Annotated in this window: 11 protein-coding genes; 2 read left to right on the plus strand and 9 right to left on the minus strand. The window is 65.1% G+C overall.

Features of this window, described 5'->3' with window-relative positions; genetic code table 11:
* Nucleotides 1-235: 235 nt before the first annotated feature.
* The 4 genes from parC to pgi all read right to left on the minus strand — a co-directional run bounded on the left by parC (nt 236) and on the right by pgi (nt 7,024).
* Nucleotides 236-2,497, minus strand: coding sequence for a DNA topoisomerase IV subunit A (gene parC, locus Q427_RS20865; protein WP_043517033.1), 2,262 nt, complete (start codon nt 2,495-2,497; stop codon nt 236-238).
* Between the two features lie 250 nt (nt 2,498-2,747).
* The gene (gene parE / locus Q427_RS20870) at nt 2,748-4,628 is read right to left on the minus strand and encodes a DNA topoisomerase IV subunit B (protein WP_043517034.1); all 1,881 of its coding nucleotides are present in this window, start codon (nt 4,626-4,628) and stop codon (nt 2,748-2,750) included.
* Nucleotides 4,625-5,269 (minus strand): YqiA/YcfP family alpha/beta fold hydrolase, encoded by a 645-nt coding sequence (locus tag Q427_RS20875; protein ID WP_043517035.1) that lies wholly within the window; start codon nt 5,267-5,269, stop codon nt 4,625-4,627. Before Q427_RS20875 ends, parE begins: the two co-directional genes overlap by 4 nt.
* A gap of 63 nt (nt 5,270-5,332) precedes the next feature.
* Complete coding sequence (gene pgi / locus Q427_RS20880; protein ID WP_043517036.1) at nt 5,333-7,024, minus strand: glucose-6-phosphate isomerase; 1,692 nt, start codon at nt 7,022-7,024, stop codon at nt 5,333-5,335.
* Nucleotides 7,025-7,115: 91 nt separating this feature from the next.
* On the opposite strand from pgi, the gene cmoA reads away from it, so the two are divergent.
* Together cmoA and cmoB are read left to right on the plus strand one after the other, a co-directional pair.
* Nucleotides 7,116-7,859: a carboxy-S-adenosyl-L-methionine synthase CmoA gene (gene cmoA, locus Q427_RS20885; RefSeq protein WP_043517037.1), complete on the plus strand. Its 744-nt coding sequence runs from the start codon at nt 7,116-7,118 to the stop codon at nt 7,857-7,859.
* A gap of 1 nt (nt 7,860) precedes the next feature.
* Nucleotides 7,861-8,853, plus strand: a complete 993-nt coding sequence (gene cmoB, locus Q427_RS20890; RefSeq protein ID WP_043517038.1) for a tRNA 5-methoxyuridine(34)/uridine 5-oxyacetic acid(34) synthase CmoB — start codon at nt 7,861-7,863, stop codon at nt 8,851-8,853.
* Here cmoB and Q427_RS35655 read toward each other — a convergent pair.
* From Q427_RS35655 to Q427_RS20905, 5 genes are all read right to left on the minus strand, one after another.
* Nucleotides 8,850-9,020 (minus strand): erythromycin esterase family protein, encoded by a 171-nt coding sequence (locus Q427_RS35655; protein ID WP_269321301.1) that lies wholly within the window; start codon nt 9,018-9,020, stop codon nt 8,850-8,852. The genes cmoB and Q427_RS35655 overlap by 4 nt on opposite strands.
* Nucleotides 9,017-9,403 carry an erythromycin esterase family protein gene (locus Q427_RS34550; RefSeq protein ID WP_269321302.1) on the minus strand — a complete coding sequence of 129 codons (387 nt, stop codon included), beginning with the start codon at nt 9,401-9,403 and terminating at the stop codon, nt 9,017-9,019. The genes Q427_RS35655 and Q427_RS34550 overlap by 4 nt, the downstream gene beginning before the upstream one ends.
* The gene (locus tag Q427_RS34555) at nt 9,400-10,167 is read right to left on the minus strand and encodes an erythromycin esterase family protein (protein ID WP_231613827.1); all 768 of its coding nucleotides are present in this window, start codon (nt 10,165-10,167) and stop codon (nt 9,400-9,402) included. Before Q427_RS34555 ends, Q427_RS34550 begins: the two co-directional genes overlap by 4 nt.
* Before the next feature lie 133 nt (nt 10,168-10,300).
* Entirely contained in the window at nt 10,301-10,975 is a 675-nt protein-coding gene (locus Q427_RS20900) for a zinc metallopeptidase (protein WP_043517039.1), read from the minus strand.
* A 128-nt stretch (nt 10,976-11,103) separates the two neighbouring features.
* On the minus strand, nt 11,104-11,798 hold a 695-nt coding region (locus tag Q427_RS20905), incomplete at its 5' end, for an App1 family protein (protein WP_043517040.1).

Consider the following 11,798-nt stretch of genomic DNA (forward strand, 5'->3'; position numbering starts at 1 on the left):
CGTGCCGCGCCGGTGGCGCGAATCAGCAGTCGTCGTGTCATGGTTGCCTCAAAATCCGTGCGTGCGAAATACGCTGGTTGCGGCGGCTTTCCCGAGGCAAGGCCCTCGTGGAGGCGCTGTGAACCCGTCCCTGGGCGCTACCGATTCCTTCCCTGGAATCGGACCTCCACTCAGACCTGCCCCCGCCGCCGCCGCACCGCCAATATTCGGGTCCAGGGTCGCCCTACTTTCCGATTCAAGCTCCCGGCTCCAGGCTTTCAAGCCGATCCACTTTCTGCAGGCCACGGGGCAGCTTGCTGCCGCGACGGCCGCGCTCCCCCCGATAGTAATCCAGCTCGGCCGCCTTGAGCGTCAACTTGCGCTTGCCGGCATGGATCACCAGCGCCGCCCCTTCCGGCAGCACGGTGATATCGCGTACCAGTTCCTCGCGTCGAGCGGCGCGGGCGCCGGGTATATCGATCATCTTGTTGCCCTTGCCCTTGGACATCTCGGGCAACTGATCCAGCGGGAATAGCAGCAGGCGCCCCTCGTTGGATACCGCCGCCACGTAGCACCCCTGCCCCTCCGGCACCTGTACCGGTGCCATGACTCGGCAACCCTTGGGTACCGAGAGCACCGATTTTCCCGACTTGTTCTTGCCGGTCAGGTCCTCGAGGCGCGCCACGAAGCCATATCCGCCATCGGAGGCAAGCAGGTATCGGGTGGAGGGTGGTGCCAGCATCACCCCGGCCATGTGGGCCCCCGCCACCACGTTCGCTCGCCCGGTCACCGGCTCGCCCTGACTCCTGGCGCTGGGCAGGTTGTGTGCCGCCAGGGTATAGGCACGCCCGGTGTCGTCGAGCAGCACCAGCGGCTGATTCGTCTTGCCCCGGGCCGCCAGGGCAAAGCTGTCGCCTGACTTGTAGGAGAGCCCTTCGGGGTCGATGTCGTGGCCCTTGGCGGCACGAATCCAGCCCTTTTCGGAGAGCACCACGGTGATGGGGTCGGCCCCCATCAGCTCGACCTCGGACAGCGCCCTGGATTCCTCGCGCTCGACGATCGGTGCACGGCGCGCATCGCCATGCTCACGCCCCGCCTCGCGGATCTCCTCCTCGATCAGGTCGGTCAAGGCGGCTTCATTGCCGAGCAGTTCCTGAAGGCGCTTGCGCTCCTCCTCCAGGGCATCCTGCTCGCCACGGATCTTCATCTCCTCGAGCTTGGCCAGGTGACGCAGGCGCAGTTCGAGTATCGCTTCGGCCTGGCGATCGCTGAGCGCGAAGGCGCGCATCAGCTCGGCCTTGGGTTCATCCTCCTCGCGGATGATGCGGATCACCTCGTCGAGATTGAGGTAGGCCGCCAGCAGGCCATCGAGGATATGCAGCCGGTCCTCCACCTTGCCCAGGCGGTGCTCCAGCCGGCGGCGCACCGTGGCACGGCGAAAGCGCAACCACTCACCCAGCATGTCGGGCAGCGGCATCACCCTGGGCCGGCCATCGAGGCCGATGACGTTGAGATTGACGCGAACGTTCTTCTCGAGATCGGTGGTGGCGAACAGGTGTGCCATCAACGCCTCGATATCGACCCGGTTTGAGCGGGGCTCGATCACCAGCCGCGTCGGGTCCTCATGTGTCGACTCGTCGCGCAGGTCCGCCACCATGGGCAGCTTCTTGGCGTTCATCTGGGCGGCGATCTGCTCCAGTATCTTGGAGCCGCTGACCTGGTAAGGCAGCGCGGTGACCACGATCTTGCCCTCCTCCAGGACGTAGCGGGCCCGCAGTTTCACCGAGCCGCGGCCGCACTCGTAGAGTTTGCGCAGGTCGGCACGGGGAGTGATGATCTCGGCCTGAGAGGGGAAGTCGGGGGCGGGCAGGAATTCGACCAGGTCCGACGTGGTGGCATCCGGATTGCGCAGCAGGTGGCAGGTGGCCTCGACCACTTCGCTGACATTGTGCGGCGGTATATCGGTGGCCATGCCCACGGCGATGCCGGTACCGCCATTGAGCAACACATGAGGCAGGCGCGCCGGCAGCACCACCGGCTCGTTCATGGTGCCGTCGAAATTCGGGGTCCAGTCCACGGTGCCCTGGCCCAGCTCGGCGAGCAGCACCTCGGCGAACTTCGACAGGCGTGCCTCGGTATAGCGCATCGCCGCGAAGGACTTGGGATCGTCGGGGCTGCCCCAGTTGCCCTGGCCATCCACCAGCGGGTAGCGGTAGCTGAAAGGCTGGGCCATCAACACCATCGCCTCGTAGCAGGCGCTGTCACCGTGGGGGTGGAACTTGCCCAGCACGTCGCCGACGGTGCGCGCCGACTTCTTGTACTTGGCGTTGGCCCCCAGCGCCAGCTCGCGCATGGCGTAGATGATGCGTCGCTGCACCGGCTTCATGCCGTCGCCGATATGTGGCAGCGCCCGGTCGAGAATCACGTACATCGAGTAGTCGAGATACGCCTTCTCGGTGTATTCGCGCAGCGAGAGACGCTCGACGTCGCCCTCTGCGACCTGGATATCCATGGTCATAGCATGTTGACCTTATTCGCGATCGTGGAATCGTCGAGGGATAAACCCTCTGCCAGCTCATCAGTGCCGGTGACTTTACATCGCGGCTGATCGGGCGACCGGTCCTAGGGGAGGCGCTGTGAACCCCTCCCTGGGCGCTACCGATGCCATCCCTGGCATCGGACCTCCCCTTGGACCTGTCCCCGGCGCCGCTAGCCTCGGTATCTCTTTCTGCTTACCCCGACGGCTTTCAGCTTCCGGCGAAGTCGCATCAGACTTCGATATCCGCCAGGTTGCCATAGTCTTCGAGCCAACTCTTGCGGTCGCCGGCACGCTTCTTGGCCAGCAGCATGTCCATCATCTCCATGGTGCCGTCGCCGACCTCTCGGGTGAGCTGCACCAGGCGCCGGGTCTCCACCGCCATGGTGGTCTCGCGCAACTGCAACGGGCTCATCTCGCCCAGCCCCTTGAAGCGCTGCACGTTCACCGTGCCGCGCTTGCCTTCCAGGCGCCGCAGGATCGCCGCCTTCTCGCTCTCGTCCAGGGCATAGTGCACCTCCTTGCCCAGGTCGATGCGGTAGAGCGGCGGCATGGCCACGTAGACATGGCCGGCATCCACCAGCGTGGGGAAGTGGCGCACGAAGAGCGCGCAGAGCAGGGTGGCGATATGCAGGCCGTCGGAATCGGCATCGGCCAGAATGCAGATCTTGTGGTAGCGCAGCTTGGAGAGGTCGTCGCTGCCCGGGTCCATCCCCACCGCCACGGCAATGTCGTGGACCTCCTGGGAGCCGTAGATGTCGTGGGACTCGACCTCCCAGGTGTTGAGGATCTTGCCGCGCAGCGGCAGGATCGCCTGGGTCTCGCGGTTGCGTGCCTGCTTGGCGCTGCCCCCGGCCGAGTCCCCTTCCACCAGGAAGAGCTCGCCCTGAGCCGGATCCTGCCCCGAGCAGTCAGCCAGCTTGCCCGGCAGGGCCGGCCCCGAGGTGACCTTCTTGCGCGCCACCTTCTTGGCGCTCTTCTGGCGCCGCTGGGCGGCATTGATCACCAGCTCGGCCAGTGCCTCGGCCTGGTCGACATGGTGGTTGAGCCACAGCGAGAAGGCGTCCTTGACCACCCCGGCAACGAAAGCCGCCACGGTACGCGACGACAGACGCTCCTTGGTCTGGCCGGCGAACTGGGGGTCCAGCATCTTCACCGACAGCACGTAGGAGACACGCTCCCAGAGGTCGTCGGCGGTGAGCTTGACCCCCCGGGGCAGCAGGCTGCGGTATTCGCAGAATTCACGCAGGGCATCGAGCAGGCCCGAACGCAGGCCATTCACGTGGGTACCGCCCTGTGGCGTGGGGATCAGGTTGACGTAGCTCTCCATCAGCGGCTCACCGCCCTCGGGCAGCCACTGAATCGCCCAGTCCACCGCCTGTTCGGCGTCGGCGAAATGGCCGATCAGGGGCGAGGCCGGTAGCACCTCGTAGCCGTCGGTGGCCTGGGCCAGGTAGTCACGCAGGCCATCCTCGTACTGCCAGACACTCTCGGCACCGTCGGCCTCGACCAGGGTAACCTTGAGCCCGGGACAGAGCACAGCCTTGGCCCGCAGCAGATGCTGGAGCCGGCCCATGGCCAGCCGGGGGCTGTCGAAATAGCTGAGGTCAGGCCAGAAGCGCACGATGGTACCCGTGACCCGCTTGGCCACACTGCCGGTCACCGCCAGTTCGGACACCTTTTCGCCATGCTCGAAGGCCATGGCGTATCGGCTGCCGTCGCGCAGCACCTCGACTTCCAGGCGACGCGACAGGGCGTTGACCACCGAGACGCCGACGCCGTGAAGGCCACCGGAGAAACGGTAGCTGGACTGGGAGAACTTGCCGCCGGCGTGGAGCCGGGTCAGGATCAGTTCGATGCCCGTGACACCGTGTTCAGGGTGCATGTCGATGGGCATGCCGCGGCCGTCATCGCTGACTTCGATGCCGCCATCCTCCAGCAGACGAACGGCCACTTCCCGGGCATGACCCTCCAGCGCCTCATCGACGCTGTTGTCGATCACTTCCTGGATCAGGTGGTTGGGGCGGGTGGTGTCGGTATACATGCCGGGGCGCTTGCGCACCGGGTCAAGGCCGGAGAGTACTTCGATTGAGCTGGCACTGTATTGTGTCATGCGTCGTCCATATCCAGATCCTGATCGGAAATGCGCCCGTGCTCCAGGCGGTAGCCACCGTGGGCGAGAATCGCTGGAAGATACTCCGCCAGCATGCCGAAGGCATGATCGCCACCGGGGTGCAGTATGGTCCGGGCACCGTGGTAGAGATCGAAGGCGTCCGCCGGGTCGAGGCTCTCGTCGGCCGTACCCAGCAGCAGCAGATAGCGCTCGGGCGAGACCGACAGCGGCGTGAGGCTCACCAGCTCCTCGACGTGGCCCGATTCGATGGCAAAGCGCTCACCAGTGTGCTCGTTGACGAACACCTCATCGATCCAGTCGGCCACCAGGCGACCCGGCCGTATCGCCGGATTGATGACCACGGCGGGCAGGTCATGTCGCTCCGCCAGGCAGGTGGCCAGAAACCCGCCCAGGGAACTGCCGGCTACCAGGGGCTTCGGCCCCAGCTCACCAAGGCATGCCTCGGCAAGCCGATAGGCGGCCGCCGGCCGGTGCGGCAGCTGCGGCGTCATGCATCGCAGCCCCAGCGCCTTGCAGGCCAGCCGTATCAGCGCTGCCTTGGGTGAACCAACGCCGCTGTTGAAACCATGGAGGTAGAGTACACCGCTGGCGCTCGACCTGCGCTTTGGTGTACTCAGCATACCCAAAACCCTGTATGCATTGCCAGTTTCACTTTCGTCTCATCTCTTGTCTCACCTTGAGCCTCAGTGCTTGTCGCAACTCTCGTCATCCGATTCCGCCTGCCAGACAGCCGCGACCAGGGCCCGGGTGGATGAGTCCATATGCTCGCCACCGGCACGCTTCTCCAGGATTTCCCCGGTCTCCCCGGCGATCTGCTTGCCCAGCTCCACACCCCACTGGTCGAAGGGATTGATGCCCCAGATCGTCGCCTGCACGAACACCTTGTGTTCATAGAGCGCGATGAGCGCCCCCAGGGTAGCGGGGGTCAGGCGATCGAGCAGTAGCGTGGTGGAGGGCTGGTTGCCCCGGTAGCGCTTGTGTCCCGGGCGCTCTCCCGACTCGTTGATGGCATCATCGCCCAGCATCAGCAGTCGCGACTGGGCGAAACAGTTGGCCAGGGTCAGGCGATGTTGCGCCTTGAGATGCTCCCGGGTCTCCGGTTCGGCGACGTCGTCGTAGCGCCGCAGAGGGGCGATGAAATCGCAGACCACCGGCTGGGTGCCCTGGTGCAGCAGCTGGTAGAAGGCATGCTGCGCGTTGGGGCCAAGCTGTCCCCAGAGCACCGGGCAGGTCGAATAGTTGACCTCGCGGCCGTCATGGGTCGCCGACTTGCCGTTGGACTCCATCTCCAATTGCTCGAGATAGGCGGCAAAGTACTCCAGCCTGCCATCGTAGGGCAGGATCGAATGGGCCCGGATATCGAGAAAGTTGACGTTCCAGATGCCCGCCAGGGCCAGCAGTACCGGCAGGTTGTCGGCGAGGGGGGCTTCGGCAAAATGGCGATCCATGGCGTGGGCGCCGGCAAGGAAGTCACGGAAATGCGGCATGCCCACCACCAGGGCGATGGGCAGGCCGATGGCGCCCCACAGCGAGTAGCGTCCGCCTACCCACTCCCAGAACTCGAGCTGATTGCACTCGGCAATACCCCACTCGTCCATTTTCTCCGGCTTGGCCGAGACGCCAATGAAGTGCTGGCGCATCACCATCGCCTCGTCCACGCCGCCGTTGCCATCGCGCACGAGACGCGCAAGAAGCCAGTCACGGGCGGTCCGGGCGTTGGAGAGCGTATCGATGGTGGTGAATGACTTCGAGGAGATCACGAACAGGGTGGTCTCGGGGTTAAAGCGACTCAGGTAGTCGACCAGCTGCGAACCATCCATGGTCGAGGCGAAGTGCACGTCGATATGGGCGGCGTCGGCGGGCCGGTAGTCAGCCAGGGCGTGGGTCACCATCAACGGGCCAAGATCCGACCCACCGACGCCGAGATTGACCACATCGTGTATGGGATGGCCGGTAGCGCCTCGCCACTGGCGGGTGTGGAAGCGCTCGACCATGGCCTCCAGCTTTGCCAGGGTGGCATGCACCCCGGGAACCAGGTCCTCCCCTTCCACCACCAGCGAGGCATCGCTTGGCAGGCGCAGCGCGGTGTGCAGGGCCGGGCGATCCTCACTGACGTTGACACGCTCCCCCGCAAGCAACGCGCCGATGGCTTCCGGGACGTCGGCCTCCCGGGCCAGGTCCAGGAGCCGCGCCAAGGTTTCGTCGGACCAGCGCTGCTTGGAGATGTCCAGTGTCAGGCCCGCCGCCTTCCGCGTAAATGCCGGCCCCCGCTGTGGGTCATCGAACAGCTCACGCAAGTGGCGCTTGCGCATCTCCCCGGCATGCCCCGCCAGCGCCTCCCAGGCAGCCGTCTGATCGATCGGGGAATGACTCATGTGAATCCTCCGTGTTCATTGTCGTCCATTGATGCAGCCAGCCTACGACACGCGTAACATAGTGGCCAATCTGCACTTTCCGGCATGCCCCATGAGTCATTCATCTTACCGTGACGCGATCTTTTCCACACCCCTGGACCGGGTCGCGCGATTCTCCTTCGACGAACAGGTCGTCGCCTGCTTTCCCGACATGATCCGCCGCTCGGTACCCGGCTATGGCCAGATACTGGGCATGCTGGGGCTTATCGCCCAGCGCCACCTGCGCCACGGCGCCCACGTCTACGATTTGGGCTGCTCCCTGGGTGCCGCAAGCCTGGCCCTGGCCGGCCAACTGGCACCCGATGCCTTCCGCCTCACTGCGGTGGACATCTCGCCGGCGATGGTTGCCCGTGCCCGCGAGACCCTTGCGACGGAGTGTCCCCAGCATGCCATCGACGTGATCGAAGGGGATATCCGCACCCTGGACTATGTGCCGTCGGGCATGGTGATCTTGAACTTCACCTTGCAGTTCCTGCCCCCCGAGGATCGCGAGGCCCTGCTGGCCCGCCTTTACGCGGCGCTGGAACCGGGCGGTGTGCTGGTGCTTTCGGAGAAGATCATCGATCCCGATGAGCGTGACAATGCCTGGCGAGTCGAGCGCTATCACGACTTCAAGCGCGCCAACGGCTACAGCGACCTGGAGATCAGCCAGAAGCGCACGGCGCTGGAAAACGTACTGGTGCCGGACAGCCTCGATGCGCATCACGACCGCCTGGCCCGGGCAGGTTTTCCGCGCTCGCTGACCTGGTTCCAGTACCTCAACTTCGCCTCGCTGATCGCGTTCAAGGAGGCCTGAGGTGGCGATTCCCGCCGAACAGCGGCCGCTCTATCGTGCCTTCATCGACCAGGGCCTGGAGAGCTGGCTCACCCGCCTGCCCGAGCAGTTGGCCCGGGGCCTCGACCGCCGGCGCTACGGCGACCTGCCGGCCTGGGAGAAGGCGGTGGCCAAACTCCCCCCTCTCCCCGAGGCGCGCGACGTACACCTCGACAGCGACACGGTGACGGTCGACTGCGAACTCGACGACAGCCAGCGCCGCCAATGCGAGAACCTGCTGCGCAAGCTGATGCCCTGGCGCAAGGGCCCCTACCGCCTGGCCGGCATTCACATCGACACCGAGTGGCGGTCGGACTGGAAGTGGCAGCGGGTCGCTCCACACCTGGCCGACCTGCGCGGCCGGCGGGTACTCGATGTCGGCGGTGGCAGCGGCTACCACGCCTGGCGCATGGCCGGCGCAGGAGCCACCTTCGTGCTGGTGATCGACCCCTCGCCGCGCTTCTACTACCAGTTCCAGGCGCTGAGGCACTTCGTCGGCGACGCCGACGGCGGACGCACCCACTTCCTGCCGGTGGGCATCGAAGACGTACCCGAGAAGCTTGGCTTCTTCGACACGGTTTTCTCCATGGGTGTGCTCTATCACCGTCCCGCACCGTTGGAGCACCTGCTGCAGTTGAGAGATGCCCTGCGGCCCGGGGGAGAACTGGTGCTGGAGACCCTCGTCGTGGAAGGCGACGAAACCACCGTGCTGTTGCCCGGCGAACGCTACGCCGCCATGCCCAACGTCTACTTCCTGCCCTCCTCCAGGGCACTCTGCCAATGGCTCGAGCGCTGCGGCTTCGATAACGTGCGCGTTGTCGAAGAAGCCGTCACCAGCCTCGACGAGCAGCGCACCACCGAGTGGATGACCTTCCAGTCCCTGGCCGACTTCCTTGACCCGAGGGACCCGACGCGAACCCGGGAGGGCTATCCCGCGCCGCGCCGGGCGGTGGTGATGGCAAACAGGCCGGGCTAAACGCCAAAGGGATACGTATCCGGCATCTCTTCCGGCCGCCAGAGCTCCCCCTTGTCAAGCGGCTCAACGGCACGTGTCTCGTCGACATGGAAGACAGCGTCGAACTGCTCAGCCACGGATGCCTTGAAGTAGTGGCTCACGCGCTCCGATTCGGGGCGATAGATCACACCAATGGCCCGCTCCCACAAGGCTCCTTCAACGGCGCGGCCTGTTCACCCAGCGGCAGGTAGAAGTCGCCCGGCCCACTCTCATGGAACAGCCGCTCGACGCTGCCTTCCATGGATGGCCTGACCTTGCGGTGCTCCACCGGACCATCCCAGTCGTTGGCCGCCGAGACGAAACCGGTATGCGTGGTGAAGCCCACCAGCAGCGCCTGGTCGGCACCGAAGCGATGGCGCACCAGTTGGCCGACGTTGTGCTGGCCACGATGCCAGCCCATGTCGGTGAACGATGCATCGCCGAGATGGGAGTTGTGCGCCCAGACGACCACCTTGCCCTGACCGCCCTGGTGACGCAGGTGCTCGCGCAGCTCGGCAAGGGTGTCGGTCATGTGCTCGTCGCGCAGGTTCCAGGTATCCACCGTGAGCCGAACATGGCGCGATAGTAGTGCTCCGCATTGACCACTACCCGGGCGTTTTGCTCGGCGAAGAACTGCTCGTCGGCCGAGCGCCTGCCATCCTCACCCAGATATCTGGAGGACTTGTCGAGCAAGTCCGCGAGCAGTCGAACGGCGGCATCTTCGCAGGTCCGGCTGAGTCCGTAGGTGGCATCATGGCCATAGCGCACCGGGTCGCCGCCGTGATCGAGGCAGCCATACTTCTGCCGAGCGATATGCGCCTGTTCGGGGTCGATGCCCTCCAGATACTCGATCACCGCTTCCGCCGAGCGATGCAGGCTGTAGATATCCAGCCCGTAGAACCCCACCTGCTCGGCAAGGTCCCGCCCGACGTTGTGCTCCTCGAGCCAACCGAGGAAATCGCGCACCTCGGTGTTGCGCCACATCCATTGCGGAAAACGCTGAAAGTCGTCGAACGCGGTCTTGAGGGTATCGCTGCCGTCGCCGCGGGCGTAGCGGTTCAGCCTCAGCGCATCGGGCCAGTCGGCCTCGACGGCCACCGCCTCGAGGCCCTTCTCGCGGATCAGCCGCCGGGTGATCTCGGCACGCATGCGATAGAACTCGGCGGTGCCGTGCGATGCTTCGCCGAGCAGTACCAGCGAACGATCCCCCACCTGCTCGAGCAGGCGGTCATAGTCGTCACTCCGTCCGGCGAGCGGTATGGCATTGTCGCGCACATAATCCTGGGGAGTCGTCATGATTGCACCTCCTCCGTGAAGGCCGATGTCTACCCCTTGAACTGTAGAAACGGCTCCCGCTTGCGCACAAGCCACTCGCCCCACAAGGGAATACGCCGGCGTGCCCGATCAAGCACAAGGCGCAGCCATTGAGCTATCGGCGCAGGATGACGAGCCACCTCCCCAGGTTAAGGATGCTGGCCAGCGATGCCGCCACGTAGGTAAAGGCGCAGGCGGTGAGCACATGCCGGGCACCCGGCATGTCGTAGGGAGGCACGTAGTCCTTCAGCAGCGGCAGGGCGCGCTGGAAGCTGGCATCGAATTCCACCGGCAGGGTCACCAGGTGCACCAGAGCCGCCGTGCCGAAGCTGATCACCGCCGCCACCACCACGATGGCGAGCCCCCCCGGCAGGCGCGTCAGAATGAACAGGAAGGGCGCCGCCATCATCAGCAGTGCGCCGATCTTCTCGGCCTTCTGCGCCACACCCACCAGGCGGGCTCGGGCGATCAGTGGCGCGTACCCCTGATGGTGCTGGATCGCGTGTCCCACCTCATGGGCCGCCACCGTCACGGCGGTGAGGGAGCGCCCCTCGTAATGATCACGGGAGAGTCGCACCCGCCGCTCCAGCGGGTCGTAATGATCGCCCTGCTCGGTCAACTCCACCTTGACGTCCTCGATGCCCATGCGCCTCAACAGGTGCTCGGCCAGTTCGGCGCCGGTCCCGGGATAGTCGTCCCGGCCGCGGGAGTGACGCGCCAGCACCCACTTGGCCCAGGCGTTGGGAAGCAGGAAGATGGCCAGCAGCATGGCGATCAATAGCACGATCATCGAGGGTCTCACTCCGGCAAGGCAGATCACGGCGTCTCAGAATTGGACAAAGCGTACCAGAGCGGGTTTCACGGTGCAGGATAGGCAGGGCTTAAACTCGCATGGCGCGACCCAGCCCCGCTGCCAGGCTAGTCCGAATCGTCTCGGGAGTCTCGACGAACCGCTTGCAGCCCGCTCTCGGAGATAAACCCCCGGTTACGGGCATGCTCCGCCATCGCCATGCTATCGGCGGCGAGCCGCAACTCGCAGTCGGTATGCGCGATCTGCTGCCGCAGGCCTTCGATGGCGCGCTCGCGGTCTGCCTGGCTGTCGATGCGGCGGATGTAGACGGCCTTCACTCGCCCCGGATACTCCTTGACGATGCGAGTATAGACCTCGGGGTCATGCTGCCCGCTGTCGCCGATCAGAACGCAGGGCAAGTCTTCAAACAGGTCCAGCATCCGGGTTATCAAGGCGTACTTGTGCTCTTCGGCGCGGCGCGGCCAGGGCCTTCGCCAGGAAATACCCCACTCGCGCAGGAACAGGATCGGCCCCACCGGGATGGCATTCATCTGGAAGAACTCCTCGAGCATTTCGTAGATGCTCCAGGGGCCCCGTGACACATACAGGATCGGGCGGCGAGCCGCTTCACTCTCGCCAACATAGAGCGCCTGGTAGAAGGCGGCCACGCCGGGGAAGGCGGTTCGCTGATGCGCCGGCTTGACGAACAGCCGATAGAGCATACGCAGCTTGTTTGCCACGCCGGTATACATCACCGTGTCATCGATATCGCTGATGACCAGCAGGTCGGTGTCTTCCGGAGGAATATAGACATCGGTGAAGC

This window comes from Halomonas sp. BC04 (assembly GCF_000568385.1).

Coding starts and splice junctions, on each gene's coding strand:
- cmoA (WP_043517037.1), top strand. CDS start 7,116: ATGAGTCATTCATCTTACCGTGACGCGATCTTTTCCACACCCCTGGAC.
- Q427_RS20875 (WP_043517035.1), bottom strand. CDS start 5,269: ATGCTGAGTACACCAAAGCGCAGGTCGAGCGCCAGCGGTGTACTCTAC.
- Q427_RS34555 (WP_231613827.1), bottom strand. CDS start 10,167: ATGACGACTCCCCAGGATTATGTGCGCGACAATGCCATACCGCTCGCC.
- parE (WP_043517034.1), bottom strand. CDS start 4,628: ATGACACAATACAGTGCCAGCTCAATCGAAGTACTCTCCGGCCTTGAC.
- pgi (WP_043517036.1), bottom strand. CDS start 7,024: ATGAGTCATTCCCCGATCGATCAGACGGCTGCCTGGGAGGCGCTGGCG.
- Q427_RS34550 (WP_269321302.1), bottom strand. CDS start 9,403: ATGACCGACACCCTTGCCGAGCTGCGCGAGCACCTGCGTCACCAGGGC.
- Q427_RS20900 (WP_043517039.1), bottom strand. CDS start 10,975: ATGATCGTGCTATTGATCGCCATGCTGCTGGCCATCTTCCTGCTTCCC.
- parC (WP_043517033.1), bottom strand. CDS start 2,497: ATGACCATGGATATCCAGGTCGCAGAGGGCGACGTCGAGCGTCTCTCG.